Origin of the sequence: Streptomyces fuscichromogenes, assembly GCF_014645815.1 — a bacterium.
In the GTDB taxonomy this organism is placed as follows: Bacteria; Actinomycetota; Actinomycetes; order Streptomycetales; family Streptomycetaceae; genus Streptomyces; species Streptomyces fuscichromogenes.
This window is the reverse complement of sequence record NZ_BMML01000009.1, coordinates 73779-89328: the sequence shown is the minus strand read 5'-3', so window position 1 is coordinate 89328 and position 15550 is coordinate 73779. Positions and strand designations below refer to the sequence as shown.

The 15550-nt window shown below is 72.4% G+C and carries 16 protein-coding genes; 5 read left to right on the top strand and 11 right to left on the bottom strand.

Annotated elements, in window-relative coordinates:
- Window positions 1–40 precede the first annotated feature (40 nt).
- From IEZ11_RS20865 to IEZ11_RS20850, 4 genes are all read right to left on the bottom strand, one after another.
- Window positions 41–517: an ATP-binding protein gene (locus IEZ11_RS20865; RefSeq protein ID WP_189264582.1), complete on the bottom strand. Its 477-nt coding sequence runs from the start codon at window positions 515–517 to the stop codon at window positions 41–43.
- Between the two features lie 18 nt (window positions 518–535).
- Entirely contained in the window at window positions 536–673 is a 138-nt protein-coding gene (locus tag IEZ11_RS20860; protein WP_189264332.1) for a hypothetical protein, read from the bottom strand.
- Window positions 674–1069: 396 nt separating this feature from the next.
- The gene (locus IEZ11_RS20855) at window positions 1070–1966 is read right to left on the bottom strand and encodes an acyl-CoA dehydrogenase family protein (RefSeq protein ID WP_189264331.1); all 897 of its coding nucleotides are present in this window, start codon (window positions 1964–1966) and stop codon (window positions 1070–1072) included.
- 6 nt (window positions 1967–1972) lie between these two features.
- Window positions 1973–3103, bottom strand: coding sequence for an acyl-CoA dehydrogenase (locus IEZ11_RS20850; RefSeq protein WP_189264330.1), 1131 nt, complete (start codon window positions 3101–3103; stop codon window positions 1973–1975).
- Window positions 3104–3244: 141 nt separating this feature from the next.
- Here IEZ11_RS20850 and IEZ11_RS20845 point away from each other — a divergent pair, with 141 nt between their 5' ends.
- Window positions 3245–4903 carry a class I adenylate-forming enzyme family protein gene (locus IEZ11_RS20845; protein ID WP_189264329.1) on the top strand — a complete coding sequence of 553 codons (1659 nt, stop codon included), beginning with the start codon at window positions 3245–3247 and terminating at the stop codon, window positions 4901–4903.
- Here the strand turns inward: IEZ11_RS20845 and IEZ11_RS20840 are convergent.
- Both IEZ11_RS20840 and IEZ11_RS20835 read right to left on the bottom strand, forming a co-directional pair.
- The gene (locus IEZ11_RS20840; RefSeq protein ID WP_189264328.1) at window positions 4887–5399 is read right to left on the bottom strand and encodes an EF-hand domain-containing protein; all 513 of its coding nucleotides are present in this window, start codon (window positions 5397–5399) and stop codon (window positions 4887–4889) included. The genes IEZ11_RS20845 and IEZ11_RS20840 overlap by 17 nt on opposite strands.
- Window positions 5400–5584: 185 nt before the next feature.
- Window positions 5585–5959, bottom strand: a complete 375-nt coding sequence (locus IEZ11_RS20835) for an STAS domain-containing protein (RefSeq protein WP_189264327.1) — start codon at window positions 5957–5959, stop codon at window positions 5585–5587.
- Between the two features lie 318 nt (window positions 5960–6277).
- On the opposite strand from IEZ11_RS20835, the gene IEZ11_RS20830 reads away from it, so the two are divergent.
- Both IEZ11_RS20830 and IEZ11_RS20825 read left to right on the top strand, forming a co-directional pair.
- A complete protein-coding gene (locus tag IEZ11_RS20830) occupies window positions 6278–6859 on the top strand; it encodes a sigma-70 family RNA polymerase sigma factor (protein ID WP_189264326.1) in 582 nt (193 codons plus the stop codon).
- Complete coding sequence (locus IEZ11_RS20825) at window positions 6856–8136, top strand: maleylpyruvate isomerase N-terminal domain-containing protein (RefSeq protein ID WP_189264325.1); 1281 nt, start codon at window positions 6856–6858, stop codon at window positions 8134–8136. The genes IEZ11_RS20830 and IEZ11_RS20825 overlap by 4 nt, the downstream gene beginning before the upstream one ends.
- A 62-nt stretch (window positions 8137–8198) precedes the next feature.
- Here IEZ11_RS20825 and IEZ11_RS20820 read toward each other — a convergent pair whose 3' ends face one another.
- Both IEZ11_RS20820 and IEZ11_RS20815 read right to left on the bottom strand, forming a co-directional pair.
- A complete protein-coding gene (locus IEZ11_RS20820; protein WP_189264324.1) occupies window positions 8199–8696 on the bottom strand; it encodes a Pycsar system effector family protein in 498 nt (165 codons plus the stop codon).
- Entirely contained in the window at window positions 8683–9861 is a 1179-nt protein-coding gene (locus tag IEZ11_RS20815; protein ID WP_189264323.1) for an adenylate/guanylate cyclase domain-containing protein, read from the bottom strand. Before IEZ11_RS20815 ends, IEZ11_RS20820 begins: the two co-directional genes overlap by 14 nt.
- 269 nt (window positions 9862–10130) lie before the next feature.
- Here IEZ11_RS20815 and IEZ11_RS20810 point away from each other — a divergent pair, with 269 nt between their 5' ends.
- A complete protein-coding gene (locus IEZ11_RS20810; protein ID WP_189264322.1) occupies window positions 10131–10829 on the top strand; it encodes an alpha/beta hydrolase in 699 nt (232 codons plus the stop codon).
- A 165-nt stretch (window positions 10830–10994) separates the two neighbouring features.
- On the opposite strand, the gene purU is transcribed toward IEZ11_RS20810, so the two are convergent.
- Both purU and IEZ11_RS20800 read right to left on the bottom strand, forming a co-directional pair.
- Window positions 10995–11879: a formyltetrahydrofolate deformylase gene (gene purU, locus IEZ11_RS20805; RefSeq protein ID WP_189264321.1), complete on the bottom strand. Its 885-nt coding sequence runs from the start codon at window positions 11877–11879 to the stop codon at window positions 10995–10997.
- A gap of 56 nt (window positions 11880–11935) precedes the next feature.
- Entirely contained in the window at window positions 11936–12436 is a 501-nt protein-coding gene (locus IEZ11_RS20800; protein WP_189264320.1) for an SCO4402 family protein, read from the bottom strand.
- A 118-nt stretch (window positions 12437–12554) separates the two neighbouring features.
- Between IEZ11_RS20800 and IEZ11_RS20795 the strand changes: the two genes are divergently transcribed.
- Window positions 12555–13871: an ABC transporter substrate-binding protein gene (locus tag IEZ11_RS20795; RefSeq protein WP_189264319.1), complete on the top strand. Its 1317-nt coding sequence runs from the start codon at window positions 12555–12557 to the stop codon at window positions 13869–13871.
- A 27-nt stretch (window positions 13872–13898) separates the two neighbouring features.
- On the opposite strand, the gene IEZ11_RS20790 is transcribed toward IEZ11_RS20795, so the two are convergent.
- Window positions 13899–15530: a hypothetical protein gene (locus tag IEZ11_RS20790; RefSeq protein WP_189264318.1), complete on the bottom strand. Its 1632-nt coding sequence runs from the start codon at window positions 15528–15530 to the stop codon at window positions 13899–13901.
- Window positions 15531–15550 lie beyond the last annotated feature (20 nt).

Sequence of the window (15550 nt, the reverse complement as noted above, 5' to 3'; positions counted from 1 at the left end):
GCGCACGGATGCAACCCCGGCGCATGGCCGCACACCGGGATCACACCGCCTCGAAGGCCAGCCCTTCGTACGAGGCGAGCCCGCCCCCGTACGCCACCGCCGCGCCCTGCCCGGACTGCGAACACCGGTCGAGTTCGCACCAGATGCGCTTGCCGGCGCCTTCGGGGCTCCAGCCCCAGCGGTCGGCGAGCCCGTCGACCAGGGCGAGGCCACGGCCGCCGGTGGCGTCCCCGTCGGCGCACCGGGGCACGGGCGCACGGCCGCTGGCGTCGGCGACCTCCAGCCGTACGGTGACCGAGTCGTCGGCGTCCCTGCGGTCCGCGCCGGGCAGCGAGAGCCGCAGCACGGCCGGACGGCCGGTGTGCACCACCGCGTTGGTGACCAGCTCGGAGACGAGCAGGATCAGCGTCTCGGCCAGCGGCTCGTCCGCCGCTATGCCGGACCCGGCGAGGCGCGAGCGGGCCCACCTTCTGGCCCGCCCCACCTCCGCGGGGTCGGGCCGGATCTCCAGCTGCACTTGAAGCACCTGCACCGCTCACACCATCCGAACCGGCGGACACATGAACCCGCGCCGAGCCGGCGCCACGACGAGAGCCGCGACGACGAGCACGACGAGGGCCACGATCGTAGCCATTTTCTGCATGGCCAGAACAACGGCCAGAGCAAGGGTCACGGAACGTGATTCCCTTACGAGACAGCATGGTTGACGTACAGTCACCCCAACAAGCGCTTCGGGCATATTCCAGCGCGAAGGAGTACGCCTGCGGCATACTGTGCGACGCTTGCGGCGGGGAGTCGAACAGGCGAGGGCGCAAGCCCTTACCGTCCTGCGGGCGGCGGGGCGCACCCCGAGCGGCGGGGCCGCTTCGACGGCTCCGCCGGCATGGCTCGTCCTCGGAACCACTCGCATCCCACAGAAGGTACCCGAGGGGACACTCGACTCCAGGCCGTGACGAGTCACGCGTTGGACACAACCCGGTATCAACGCTCCGTGACAGCGGTATGCCACAATCCGCGACATCCTGGCCGCCGGACCCACGATTCCGCAGACCAGAGGCGTTTCGAACGCTCAGCCGAGCAGCTCCGCGGCAAGCATTTCCTCACCCTCCGCATTCGAACCGGCACGCTGTGCCCGCACCCATGCCCGTTTCAGATGCAGATGCACCTCCGACTCCCAGGTGAAGCCCATCCCCCCGTGCACCTGGAGACAGTCCCTGGTGCCGCGTACGGCGGCCTCGTCGGCGAGCAGCCGGGCCGCCGCGATGTCCGCGGGGGCGGAGGTCACGGCGGCCGCGTAGACGGCCGCCCGCGCGGTCTCGGCACGCACCAGCATCTCGGCGCACAGGTGCTTGACCGCCTGGAACGCCCCGATCGGCTGACCGAACTGCACGCGCGTGCGGGCGTGTTGCACGGCCAGCTCGCACGCGCGCGTGGCCGTGCCGAGCTGCTCGGCGGCGGTGAGGAGCACGGCCACCGGGTCGGCCGGCCCCGGGACCGGCCGCGGCGCGGGTCCCGGGACCGGCCCCGGGACCCGGTGCAGGGGCGTCAACGGGTCCACCGAGCGCACCGGTACGGCCCCCGACGCGTCCCCCGTCACCTCGTCGGCCTCGGCCAGCCACTCCACCAGTCCGCCGTCCACCCGGGCCACCACGGTCTCCCCGGTGGCCGCGCCGGGCACGTCGGCCGCCGCCAGGTGGGTGGCCGCCAGCGGGCCGGGCAGCAGCGCCCGTCCCGCCTCCTCGAACACCAACACGGCCTCGGGCAGCCCGAGTCCGACCCCGCCGTCGGCCTCGGGCAGCCGCAGCGCGAAGAACCCGGCGGCGCCCAGCTCCCGCCACAGGCCCCGGTCGAGCCGGCCCGGCGCACCGGCGGCCGCCCGCAGCGCCGCGCCGTCGAACCGGCGCCCGAGCAGCTCCCGCATGCCCGCCCGCAACGCCTCCTGGTCACCGGTCAGTCGAAAGCGCACGTCCGCTCACCGCCCCTTCGGCAGTCCGAGGATCCGCTCGGCCACGATGTTCCGCTGGATCTGCGAGGTCCCGGCCGCGATGGTGTACGAGAGCGAGGAGAGCCGGTCGAGGACCCACGGCCGGTCGAGGTCGAGGGCGTCGGGGCCGAGCACGGCGGCCGCCGCGTCGTACAGCTCCTGGCGCGCGTGCGAGTAGCGCAGCTTGAACACCGAGCCCCCGACGCCGGGCACGCCCCGGCCCTCCGCCTCGCTGACGTTCCACTGGGTGAGCCGCCACAGCGCCCGGAACTCGGCGTTCAGGCGGCCGAGGCGGCGGCGCAGTTCCGGGTCGTCCCAGGCGCCGTTCCGGTGCGCCACGCGCGCGAGGTCGCCGAGCACCCGGCGGCAGGCGACGACCTCGCCGACGAAGGCGGTGCCGCGTTCGAAGGAGAGGGTCACCATGGTGACGCGCCAGCCGTCGTTCTCGGCACCCACCCGGTTGGCCACCGGCACCCGCACCTCGTCGAGGAACACCTCGGCGAACTCGGCGGACCCGGCGAGCGTGCGCAGCGGACGCACGGTGACGCCCGGGGCGTCCATGGGCATGGCCAGCCAGGTGATGCCCCGGTGCCTGGGGGCCGCCGGGTCCGTCCGCACCAGCAGCTCGCACCAGTCGGCGACCTCCGCGTGCGAGGTCCAGATCTTGGATCCGCTCACCACGTAGTGGTCGCCGTCGCGCCACGCACGCGTGCGCAGCGCGGCCAGGTCGGAGCCGGCGTCCGGTTCGCTGAAGCCCTGGCACCACACCTCGTCGCCGCGCAGGATCGGCGCCAGCCAGCGGGCCCGCTGCTCCTCGGTGCCCTCGGTGGCGATGGTGGGGCCCGCGTGCAGCAGACCCACGAAATTGGCGCCCACATAGGGCGCGCCGGCCTTCTCGGTCTCCTCCAGGAAGATCAGCCGGGTGGTCGGCGAGGCGCCCCAGTGGACGTCGGCGTACCCGGCGTCGTACAGCGTGCGCTGCCAGCCGAGGTCGTAGGCACGGCGGCCCGGCCAGTCCTCGGGGTCCGGTTTCGGCGGGAGGCCGGGCAGCACCTTGGCGAGCCACTCCCGCAGCCGCGCCCGGAACTCCTCCTCCTCGGGCGTGTACGACAGGTCCACCGGCAGGCACCCCCACGGAGCTGATGACTCGTCAGACTTGGTCGGACATCGCAGGCTAGCCCCGCACCCCTGGACCGACAAGGCGCCAGGACCTACGATCTGACGACTCGTCAGTTAACGGAGCGAGCAGGGGGCCCGGCCATGGACGCCACGAACGCCACCGCACACGGACCGGACTCCACCGCACACGGACCTGGCGCCGTCGCACACGATCCGGACGCCGTCGCACACGGACTGGGCGCCTCCCGCACCCTCTGGGACCTGGCCGCCCGCCGCGCCGAACTCACCCCCGACCGGCCGGTGTTCCTCCAGGGCGACCGCACCCTCTCCTTCGGCGGACTGCGCGCGCGTGCCGAACGCGTCGCGGCCGGCCTCCACGGCATGGGGGTGCGCCCCGGGACCGTGGTCGCGTGGCAGCTGCCGACCCGGATCGAGACGGCCGTGCTGTCCTTCGCGCTGGCCCGGCTGGGCGCCGTCCAGTCCCCCGTCATCCCGTTCTACCGGGACCGCGAGGTCGGCTTCGCGCTGCGCGAGTCCAGGGCCGAGTTCTTCGCCGTACCGGGCGTGTGGCGCGGCTTCGACCACACGGAGATGGCGCGCCGGCTGGGCGCGAAGGGGATCTTCGAGGCGTACGACGACGCCGGACTGCCCGACGGCGACCCGGCCGTGCTGCCCGCGCCGCCCGCCGAGGGCACCTCCGTCCGGTGGATCTACTGGACCTCGGGAACCACCTCGGACCCCAAGGGCGTTCTGCACACGGACCGGTCGCTCATCGCGGGCGGCTCGTGTCTGGCGCACGCGCTGCGGCTCACGGCGGCCGACGTGGGCTCGATGGCGTTCCCCTACGCGCACATCGCCGGTCCCGACTACACGGTGATGCTGCTGCTCTACGGCTTCCCGGCCGTGCTGTTCGAGCAGTTCGCGCTGCCGGACGCGCTGGCGGAGTACCGCAGGCACGGGGTGACCGTGGCGGGCGGGTCGACGGCGTTCTACTCGATGTTCCTGGCCGAGCAGCGCAAGCAGCCCGGGGCGCCGGTGATCCCCTCGCTGCGGCTGCTGGCCGGCGGCGGGGCGCCCAAGCCGCCGGAGGTGTACCACGCGGTGGTGCGCGAGATGGGGGTGCAGCTGACCCACGGGTACGGCATGACCGAGGTGCCGATGATCACGATGGGGGCGCCGGACGACACGACGGAGAACCTGGCGACGACCGAGGGGAGGCCGCCGGAGGGGATGGAGATACGGATCGCGGAGGGCGGCGAGGTACGGCTGCGCGGGGAGGCGGTCTGCCAGGGGTACCTGGACCCGGCGCAGTCCGCCGCGGCCTTCGACGAGGACGGCTTCCTGCGCACCGGCGACCTGGGGCGAGTGACCGCGACCGGCCATCTCGTCCTTACCGGGCGGCTCAAGGACGTGATCATCCGCAAGGGCGAGAACATCTCGGCGAAGGAGATCGAGGACCTGCTCGCCGCGCATCCGGCGGTGGCCGACGTGGCGGTGGTCGGGCTGCCGGACGCGGAACGCGGGGAGTTGGTCTGCGCGGTGGTCGAACAGCCGCCGGGGGCCGTCGCGTTGACGCTCCCGGAGACGGTGTCGTATCTGCGTGCGGAGGGGCTGTCGGTGCACAAGCTGCCGGAGCGGCTGGAGGTGGTGGACGCCCTTCCGCGCAACGAGACGCTGCGCAAGGTGCTCAAGTACAAGCTGCGCGAGCGGTTCTCGGGGAGTCCCGATGTGGGGAGTCCCGATGCGGGAACTCCCGGTGCGGGAACGCTCGCCGCGGAGCGTCCTACTCAGGGATCGTGAAGTAGCGGGCGAACGCCGGGACGATCTCGGTCTCCGCGATCCTGCCGTCGCCGTCGGTGTCCAGGCCCGCCGCGATCGCCCGCGCGAGCTCCGGGGCGACCCCGAGGACGCGCAGCACCCGCACGGTGTCGTCGACGGTCGCGGTGGCCGTGCCGTCGCGGTCCGCGAGGGAGAGGGCCGCGTGCAGGAAGGGGCGGGCGATCTCGCCGAACCGCTCGGGATTGTCGTGCAGCCGCTTGACCGCGCCGCTCACGAACTCCTGCCGGGTGATGCGCTGGTCGCCGTCCCGGTCCGCCATGCCGGCCATGCCCTGCCAGAAGGCCTCCGCACCGGCGTACAGGGCCTGGCCCTTGTCGGAGCGGGCGGGGACGCCGAACTCGGCGAGCAGCGCCTTGGCCGCGGCGTTGAAGTCCTCGCGGTCGATCCAGCCGTTGCCGTCCTGGTCGAAGGTGGCGAACCGGGCGGCGATCCGTCGCTCGTACTCGGTGCTGACCATGTCTGTTCGGGCCGCCTTACGTGACGTGGGGGTTCATCTCGCAGGGAGCGTACGACGCGGCGGCGGCCCGGGAGCCGGAAACCGACGGTTGTGCCAAGACCGGGGGAATTCCGCGACAACAACGTGGCACTGTCGTGATCATCGGCTATGGACCCCGGTCAGTCCGGTCTCTCCGGTCACTCCGGTCACGCGGAGAGCGGGTCCGCCTCGTCGGTGGTCGCGCTGTCGAGATCGGCGTAGACCTCGAACAGCCGTCGTACGCCGAGGGCGCCGAGGACCCGGTTGACGTGAGAACCGTCACTCGCGCCCTGAGCGGGCAGGATCAGCCGCAGCCGGCCCCGGCAGGAGCGGATCAGGCGGCGGGCCGCGATCAGGACCCCGACCCCGCTGGAGTCGCAGAAGAAGACGTCGGAGAGGTCCAGGACCAGACTGTGGTGCCCCTCGGCGACCACGTCGTGCACCCGCTGGCGCAGCACCGGCGAAGTCACCAGGTCGAGTTCGCCCGACACCCCGAGTACGGCCCACTCGCCCTGTTCGACGCCGGTCACCTTGAAAGCCACGGCTCAGCCCTCCGCTCGCCGGATCTCCGGAACCGCCCGGAAACGGAGCCAGTTCCTACGCTTCTTGTCGCGCGGCTGCCCAGCGGCCGTTCCCCGAAACCCCGAACGACAAACGAGCATCGATCAGAGAGGGGCTTGTTTCGGTCATGGTCAATCCTGTTCGATCGGAAACCGAGAGTTCGGCAGGAGCGCCTCCTACCACCGGCAGTCCGGCAAGGGGCGCGCATTGCCATAAAGGGGCGTGCGTCACCGGACGTGCCGACTACATTCGAGGAGACGGTGGAGACACGCTGGACACGGACACGGCGAGGGGGCCGCATGACGAAGAAGGACGTACCGCCCCGCTGGGACCGCAAGATGCAGCAGCGGCTGGCCCGCGGCGAGGCGGCCGCCCTGGGTGAGCTGTACGACCGCTTCGCCTCGCTCGTGCACGGACTCGCCCACCGCGTCCTCGGGGACGAAGACGCCGCCGACGGCATAACCCGCGAGGTCTTCGCCCGGGTCTGGGAGCATCCGGACGCCTACGACCCCCGGCAGGGGCCGTTGCGCTCCTGGCTCGCCGCGCTGACCCACCGGCTCGCCGTGCAGCGCCTCAGGGCCACCGAGACCGCCGCGCTCGCCCCGGGCGACAGCTCCTCCCCTCAGGCCGCCGAGGAGCTGGAGCACAAGGTGCGGCGGGCTTCCGTCGCCGCCCGCGCGGACTACATCGTGCACTCCATGCCGGCCCCGCTGCGGGCCGCCCTGGATCTCGCCTACTTCCAGCGCCGCGACTACCGGCAGACCGCGGTGGACCTCGGTGTCACCGAGGACGAGGCCCGCCGCCGGCTGCGCCTGGGCCTCCAGCTGCTGTCCACCGCGCACGACGCCGGGACACCGCCCGGCTACGGAGGTGGGGCGTGACCGGCGCCGAGTTCTCCGGGGCGCAGGACGGCACCGGCTCCGGGGACGGGGACGTGCCGCGCGACGGCGGTGGCGGCCTCGGCAGGCCGCCGCGCATACCGCTGCCCCGGGCCTCCGTCGAGGACGGCGGGCAGCCGCTGCCCGAGCCGCCCGACCTGCCGCCCGTACCGCTGCAGTTGCCGCACGACGTCCTGAAGTCACTGCTCGGGGCGTGGGCGCTGGCCGCCTGCTCGACGGCCGAGGCCCTCGCCGTCGAGGTCCACCTCGGGGACTGCGGGGCCTGCGCGGACGAGGCGCGGCGGCTGCGCGAGGCCGTCGGCCTGCTGCACCAGCCGGAGAGCCTGGACCTCGACCCCGGCCTGCGCACCCGGGTCCTGGAGGCCTGCCTGGACCGCCGGCCGGCCAGGATCCCGCTCCCCGCCTGGGCCGGCCCCTACGACGCGGAGACGGCCCGCCTGGACGCCCTGCTGCAGGACATCGGCGACGCGGAGTGGCATGCGCCGGTGCGGCTGCGCTGGTTCGACGGCGAGGTGCCGGCGAGCCGCCGGACGACGGTCGCCGGAGTGATCGCGCATCTGCTGTCCGTCGACGGGCTGGTGGCGACGGCACTGGGTCTGGAGGACCCGCTGGGGGCGGCCGGGGCACAGGGCCCGGCCGCCCGTACCGAGGCGTTCTGGCAGGCCTCGCACTTCCCGCCGACGCGCGCGGTGCGGGTGCCCTGGCGGGAGCAGAGCCACCGGCTCGTACAGACCGTCTCCTTCACCGGCGGCGGCGCCGGACGCCTCGGGGTGTCGTACGGCGACTTCGAACTGCCGTTGCACGACGCGATGCTGGACCGTGCCTTCGAGTGCTGGGTGCACGCGGAGGACATCGCGGAGGCCGTGGACTATCCCTACGGACCGCCGGCCCCGCGGCACCTGCACCGGATGATCGACCTCGCGGCCCGGATGCTGCCCACCGCGCTGGCGGCGCGCCGGCAGGCGGGTCTCGCGGCGCCCGGTCCCACCCCGCACCTGGTCCCCGCGGGGCAGCCGGGCCGGAGCCTGCGCCTGGAGATCGAGGGCAGCGGCGGCGGCGAGTGGCTGATCCCGCTGGACTCGCCGGGGGCGGTGGGCTCCGCCGAGTTCGAGGTGGCGCACGTGGCCCTGGACGACGTGGAGTTCTGCCGGCTGGCCGCGGGCCACGTACCGCCGGAGGAGGCTGCCGCGGGCCAGCTCGGCGACCGCTCCGCGATCAGGGACGTGCTGTTCGCGGCGGCGAGCCTGAGCCGGATGTAACCGGACGTGGCCGGACACCGGTCTCAGGACTCCCGGCGCTCCCGGCGTGCGCTCCGGCGCCCTCAGTGCAGGGCGTCGAGCAGCATCGCCCCGGCGATGAGGATCAGTGCGCAGCCCAGGAGGTCGACCGCGCGGGCGATGAGCCGGTACTTGCGCGTGGCGAGGACGGACAGGTCGACCAGCTGACCGCACCGCTCCTCGTCCGCGGCGGCGACCGACGACGCCAGGTGGGCGAAGAGCTCGTCCGGGCGCCCCTCGTACTGGGCGTAGAACGCGAAGTAGGCGCTTCCCCGGAGCCGGCCGGCCCCGTTCGGCCGGACGCAGACCAGCAGCGGGACGAGACTGCACGCCAGGCAGCCGACTCCCGCCCACGCCATCCACTCGACCCCGTTCCAGAGGGCGAACAGCCCGGACCTCCGGGTGGCCAGCGTCGCGATGATCCCCGCGGCGATGGCGGAGAACAGCGCGAGCAGGATCGCGGCCTTCTGGTCGGCCCGCGCCAGCTCCGTGCGGACCTCCGCCAGGGCCTCCCGGGCCGGGCCCGGATCAGGGCTGCTCACCGGTGCCGCTCCCGCCTGTCTGGTCCGCCGTGACGAGGTGGCCGGAGATGCCCCGGTAGTTGCGGGTGACCTCCAGGAGGACCGCTTCGCCCGAACGGTGCTCCGCCGCGCCGTCCCCGAGATACACGAAAAGGCGCTGCCGGTTTCCCAGCCCGTCGAGGACGTCGGCGAAAGTGAAATTCCGGTCCGGGAACACCCGCTGGAAGGTTCCGGGTACCCGGTGCCCCTCCTGGACGGTGCAGCCGGCGATGGGGCGGGCTCCCTCCTTGAACGGCGCCCGTGCCACGAACCTGACGGAACGCCCCTCGGTGAGGTCCTCGCCGCTGACGACATAGCGCCGGTCGACGTAATAGTCGCCGTCGGAGGTGGTCGAGATGAATCCGCGTCCCTGGGCCGGATCCCACCTCTTGACCACGCCCTCACGAATGTCCTCGGGCACCTGCGCGGCGGGTGGACCGGCGGGCCGGTCTCCCTGTGCGCCATGTGCCGCGGTTCGCTCGGTGATTTCGTTGACGACCGCGTTCGTGGCTCCGAAGGGTTTGCTGAGCCAGATGATCTCCCGGTACTTGATGGGTTTCGCGAATCCCTTCAGTTCCACCTTCCATTCGTCGGAAAGGTAGTCGTCCGGGGAGAAGTCATGGACGCGGCCCATCTCCGAGGAGACCTTGTTCATGATCGCCGAGGCGACCGTGGCGCTGTCGACCCACACCGCCTGGGAGTTCCCGGCGCTGCAGAGCCTGGCGGCGAGGTCCACCACCGACCCCACGTAGTCCAGGCTGCCGCCCGGGGCCTCGTACTCGACGACGCGCCCGGTCGCGATGCCCACCGAGGCGTAACAGTCGCGGAGCACCCCCTTCTCCGGCGAGTTCTCCTTGCGCAGCATCTCCTGGATTCTGATGGCCGCGCAGATCGCCTCGGCGGCGTGGTCGCCGTCGAAGACGGCGAGGGTGCCGTCACCGAGGTACTTCACCACGGTTCCGCCGTTCTCCGTGACGGCGGTCTCCGTGATGTCGAGGAATTTCCCGATGGTCGGAAGCCAGGAGACCTCGGCCGTCTTCCCCTTCATCTCCGTGGAACCCGAGAGGTCCGCGAACAGAATGACTTTGGTCGGCCGGTCCGGATTTCCGAGTGCCGCCTGGAAAAGGGTAAAGTGATCGGTTGACACAACAATCCCCCCATGCGATTGCTTGCCGATTCGAATTCCGCCGGACGACGCCGGGGAACGCCAGGGAGACCACCTTTACGGAGAGGTCCGCCGTGGCGTCGATATGACTGTAGTTATCTCACAGGACTCACCGAGCGGAATGACCTGAAATCCGCGGCAGTTCACCCTCCAGGGTGAGATCGCCGGGCGGTCCACGGCGCGCGGGGTCGCCGTCGGTCCACGAAGCTGAGCGGTACACCCGCTCCTCGCTCCTCGCAGGAAGGCCCCTCATGGCCGACAGGCCCGCCGTCGTCCTGGTCCACGGTTTCTGGGGCGGCGCCGCCCACTGGTCCAAGGTCGTCACCGAACTCCACCGCCGCGGCTTCCGTGACCTGCACGCCGTCGAGAACCCGCTGACCTCCCTCGCGGACGACGCCGAACGCACCCGGAAGATGATCCGCCAGGTCGACGGCCCCGTCGTGCTCGTCGGGCACTCGTACGGCGGTGCCGTCATCACCGAGGCGGGCGACCTGCCGAACGTGGCGGCCCTGGTCTATGTCGCGGCGTTCGCGCCGGACGCGGGCGAGAGCCCGGGCGCGCTCAGCGAGGAGCAGCCGCCGGCCGCGTTCCCGAACATCACGCCGGACTCCGACGGCTATCTGTGGATCAGGCAGGACCGCTTCCACGAGAGCTTCGCGCAGGACCTCACGCCCGAGGAGGCGCTGGTCATGGCCGTGACGCAGAAAGCGCCGCTCGCCTCGACCTTCGGCGACGCCGTCACCGCCCCGGCCTGGCGCGGCAAGCCGTCCTGGTACCAGGTGTCCACCGAGGACCGCATGATCCACCCCGATGTCGAGCGCCGCATGGCCGAGCGGATCCAGCCGCGCAAGACGGTCGAACTGCCCGCCTCGCACGCCTCCCTGGCCTCCCGGCCGGGCGCGGTGACCGACCTGATCGAGACCGCCGCGAACGACGTGACCGGCCACTAGCGGCGGCCGCGGGTGGTTCGCGGCTGGTCGCGCGGCTGGTCGCGCCCCTGAAAAGACGGGGCCGCGCCCGCCTTTCGCTTGTGGGGGCGCGGGGAACCGCGCGAAAGGCCCCCGCGCGGACGCGGTCGCCGTACGACGGAAACCACCCCGCCCCTCGGGCGACCGTCAGCCGAAGACGACCGTCCGTCGGCCGTTGCGCAGGATGCGGCGCTCCGCGTGCCACTTCACCGCGCGGGCCAGCGCCTGGCACTCCACGTCGCGGCCGATCGCCACCAGCTGGTCCGGGGTGACGTCGTGGCCGACCCGCTCGACCTCCTGCTCGATGATCGGGCCCTCGTCCAGGTCCGCCGTGACGTAGTGCGCGGTCGCACCGATCAGCTTCACGCCCCGCGCATGCGCCTGGTGGTACGGCTTCGCGCCCTTGAAGCTCGGCAGGAACGAGTGGTGGATGTTGATGATCCGGCCGCTCAGCTGCTTGCACAGGTCGTCCGAGAGGACCTGCATGTAGCGGGCCAGCACCACCAGTTCGACGTTCTCCTCGCGGACGAGGTCGAGCAGCTGGGCCTCGGCGTCGGCCTTCGTCTCCTTCGTCACCGGGATGTGGTGGAAGGGGATGTGGTACGAGTCCACCAGCTCCGCGAAGTCGGTGTGGTTGGAGACCACGGCCGCGATGTCCACCGGAAGCGCACCGATCCGGGCCCGGAAGAGCAGGTCGTTCAGGCAGTGACCGAACTTGCTGACCATGAGGACGACGCGCATCTTCTCGTCGGCCCGGTTGATCTGCCAGTCCATGCGGAAGGAGTCACCGATCGCCGCGAAGCTCGCCCGCAGCTTGTCGACCGTCACCGGCGCGTCGGCCGAGAAGTGCACGCGCATGAAGAACAGACCCGTGTCGTGGTCCCCGAACTGCTGGCTGTCCTCGATGTTGCAGCCGGTCATGAAGAGATAGCTCGACACGGCGTGCACGATGCCCTTTTTGTCCGGGCAGGAGAGCGTGAGGACGTACTGGTCGGCCGGGGCGGCCTGGGCTCGGGTGGGCTGATCGGTCATGCACCACAGAATCTCATGTCCGGCCCGCCCCGCCGGTCAGCGTCCGCTTCGCGGACTCACGCCGCCCGCGTCATGATCCGCAGCACCTCGAGGGTGCGCGGCGGGGCGTCCGGGTCGTCGCCGTCGCTCGCCGCGAGGCGCAGGTGCGCGTCCCGCGCCGCCCGGACCGCGTCCGGCCACCCCTGGTGGTCCAGGTACGCGGAGACCGGCGCGTCCGGCCCGACCTGGTGCATGATCCGCAGCACCCGCAGCACGGCGGTGTCGACGAGCGCCGCCTCCTGCGAGTCGCGGAATATCGTCCCGACGTACTTCTCCGCGGACCAGCTGTCCAGCCAGGTGTCCTCGACCAGCCGGTACACCGCGTCGGTCACGTCGCCGTACCCGTCCTGGCCGGCCAGCCAGACGTTCCGCTGGAACTCCGGGTCGGAGAGCATGTGCAGCGCGGAGCGCACATTGCTGCGCCAGCGCCACCACGGCATGTCATTGAGTGGCATGCCGCCCATGGTGGAGGAGCGACGGCCGCGACGGGAAGAGTTCTCCGAACCTTGCACGGTCATCGATCGTACGTTCCTCGTCACACGCCCCTGACCGACCCCCCGCAATTCACCTTCGCGTCACCGTTCGTTGACCATGGGTCACTTCCCGGTTAGTGATGTGGCGGAATCGTGCATGTCCATGACCGGCAGGCGCCACATCCTCAGCACCACCGTCAGCAGCGTCCTCCCCGCGACCCACCGGCGTGTCAGAGCCACCGCGCTGTCCGCCGCGGCCATGACGGCCTGTGCGTCGCTCGCCGCCGGCTGCGGCTCCATCCCGGGGATGTCGGCCTCGACGGACGACGCGATCAAGGTGATGACCTGGGCGCCGCAGGGCACCAGCGCCACCAACAAGCCCGGTATGCCCGCCATCGCCTCCGCCTACGTCAAGTGGCTCAACTCCCGGGGCGGCATCCACGGCCGCAAGCTCAAGCTCATCACCTGCAACGACCACAACAGCAGCGTGGGCGCCGCGAACTGCGCCCAGCGCGCGGTCGACCAGAACGTCGTCGCCGTGGTCGGCTCCTACAGCCAGTTCGGCGACTCCTACTTCGCCCCGCTGGAGGGCGCGGCGATCCCCTACATAGGCGGCTACGGGGCGTCGAACGAGGAGTTCACCAGCCCCGTCTCCTACCCGGTCAACGGCGGCTCGCTCACCCTGCTCGCCGGACTCGGGGAGGCGCTGGCCGACACCTGCGGCCCGGTCACCCTGGTCCGCCCGGACAGCATCGCCGGCGACCAGCTGCCCCAGCTGCTCGACTCGGGCCTCCAGGCGGCCGGCCACGCCAAGGCGACCGACCAGCTCGCCGCCGAGGACCTCACCGAGTACGACCAGCAGTCGCAGAAGGCACTGGAGAGCGCCGCCTCGGACTCGCTGCGGACGGGCTGTGTGGTGCCCGAGCTCGGCGACCGCACGGCCACCTTCATGGACAGCTTCCAGCGCGCCCGCCAGGACCACCCGAAGGTGAAGACGGCCGCCGAGATCGGCAGCGTCGACCAGACGGTGATCAACTCCACCGGCGGTGCGTCCGGCCCGTACGAGGGGTCGTACATCACCGGCTGGTACCCGGTCGCCTCGGACCCGCGCTGGGACGAGATGAAGAAGGTCATCAGCAAGGAGGCCTTCGGCGACAACCGGATCGATCCGGCCGACGCCGGGGTGCAGACCACCTGGATCGCCTACCAGGTCCTGACCGCCGCGCTGGAGAAGACCGGCGACGACGGAGCCAGCGCCGACAGCGTGCGGCGCGCCCTCAACGACGGCCTGAAGGTCTCCACCGGCGGTCTGACCCCGACCCTGTCCTGGCCCTACCAGGGCAAGCTGGCCGCGGCCGGCTTCGCCCGGCTGGTCAACACCGACGTGAACGTCCAGACCGTCAAGGGCGGCCTGCTCCAGTCGGCGAACAAGCAGGCCCTGGACATGACCAAGATCCTGGAGAGCGCCGACCTGAGCTGACCGGCCCGCGCGGGCACCGCCCGGCCGTCACAGCTGGGTCGGCTGCCGCTGGGTCAGTCCGTACTTGCTCGCGATCGTGTTCCACAGCGCGGCCGCCTTCACCTTCTGGCTGCTGGCGGTGCCGCTCTCCTGGTTGCCGGCGGCGGTCTGGCCGGTGCTGCGGGCCTGGCCCTTGCGGCAGCCGTGCTTGCCCTTGACCTGGTCGGCCCAGGCCGCGTAGTGGCTGTCGGCGTTCGCGGAGGCCTGCCAGGCCTTGGTGAGGGCGGTGCTCAGCTCGGCGTTGGCCGGCAGCTTGTCCACGGACAGCTTGGACAGCCGGGTGACCAGCTCGGTGCGCTGCTGGGCGGCGTTGCGCAGGTCGGAGGCGGAACCGTCCAGGTTCTGGCACTGCTTCACCCGGGCCACGGCGTTGATCACCGAGGCCCGGCTGCTGCCGCTGTCGGCGAGCAGCTTGTCCAGGGCGACGGCCTGCGCCTTCGCGGGGTCGCCCGCGGCCGCCGAGGAGGTGCTGCCGGCCGAGGCGGACGCGGCCACCGTCTTGCCGGTCTCGCCCGAGTCCCCGCCGCTCCCGCTGAGCAGGGCACCGGCGCCGATGCCGAGCACGGCGATGCCGACCCCGACGGCCGCGATCAGCGGCACCTTCGACCTGCCGCGACCACTCCGGCCGTCGTCGGCGTCGCCGTGGTCGAACGACGTCGGGGGCGGGGTGTACGCCGGCGGCTGCTGGTAGCCGCTCTGGGGCTGCTCCTGGAAGCGCGGCAGATAGGCCGTGGCCGCGGCCGGGGGCTCGCCGCCCGGCGTGCTGCGGAAGAGGCTGTCGAACTCCGCGGGCGGCTGCCGGTCGCCGCCCTGCTGTCCACCGGCCGGGTACGGCGGGATGTACTGGGTGGCGTCGGCGTCCGAGTGCGCCGGAGCCGCCGCCCCGCCGTGGAAGGCGGTCTGCCCGTGCGACATCTCCGGCGGCAGCGCACCGGCGCCCACCGGCGGTATCAGCTGGGTGGCGCCCTCGGAGGCCGCCGGGACGGACGGTATGTACTGGGTGGCGCCCTCGTCCACCGGCGCGGCGGGCACCGGCGGGAGGAACTGGGTGGCGCCCTCGTCGGCGGGCGGCAGCCCACCGCCGTAGCCGCCGTGGCCCCCCTGGGGGACGGCGGGCGGCAGCGCGGCGCCCGGAGCCCCGTAGGGGTCCTGGCCGGCGGCCGGCGGCAGCGGGGCGCCGTACGACTGCTGGGGCGGGGCGCCGTAGCCGTACGACTGGTCGTAGCCGCCGCCGTACGACGGGGCGGGCGCCCCCTCCGGCGGCAGCGCACCGGCGCCGGGGGCATGGGCCTGGACGGCCTGGGCCTGGGCGGCGTGCGACTGGGCGGCGTGCGACTGGGCGGTCCAGGCGGGCGGCAGCTGCGGCGGTTCCGGAGACTCCCACTCCTGGCCGGCCGCCTGCGGCCAGCCCTGGCCGGCCGGATCGGGCTGCGGGCTCTGCTGGTGGCCGGGGCCCCACGGCTGGCCCCAGGACCGGCCCTCGGAGGGCGCGGCGGCCGGGGCGGGCGGCTGCGCGACGGGGACGGGGCTGCCCGTCATACCCGGCAACAGGGGCTCGCCACCGTCGGAGGGCAGCACGATGCCTTCGCGCGCGGGCTCGCCCTGTCCACTCTGCGTCACCGGGACTCCTACCAATGGGG

What these genes read in the sequence shown, in the direction of transcription:
- IEZ11_RS20845 (WP_189264329.1), top strand. Translation starts at nt 3,245, where the DNA reads ATGGACGCCACGAACGCCACCGCACACGGACCGGACTCCACCGCACAC.
- IEZ11_RS20840 (WP_189264328.1), bottom strand. Translation starts at nt 5,399, where the DNA reads ATGGTCAGCACCGAGTACGAGCGACGGATCGCCGCCCGGTTCGCCACC.
- IEZ11_RS20830 (WP_189264326.1), top strand. Translation starts at nt 6,278, where the DNA reads ATGACGAAGAAGGACGTACCGCCCCGCTGGGACCGCAAGATGCAGCAG.
- IEZ11_RS20810 (WP_189264322.1), top strand. Translation starts at nt 10,131, where the DNA reads ATGGCCGACAGGCCCGCCGTCGTCCTGGTCCACGGTTTCTGGGGCGGC.
- purU (WP_189264321.1), bottom strand. Translation starts at nt 11,879, where the DNA reads ATGACCGATCAGCCCACCCGAGCCCAGGCCGCCCCGGCCGACCAGTAC.
- IEZ11_RS20800 (WP_189264320.1), bottom strand. Translation starts at nt 12,436, where the DNA reads ATGACCGTGCAAGGTTCGGAGAACTCTTCCCGTCGCGGCCGTCGCTCC.
- IEZ11_RS20795 (WP_189264319.1), top strand. Translation starts at nt 12,555, where the DNA reads ATGACCGGCAGGCGCCACATCCTCAGCACCACCGTCAGCAGCGTCCTC.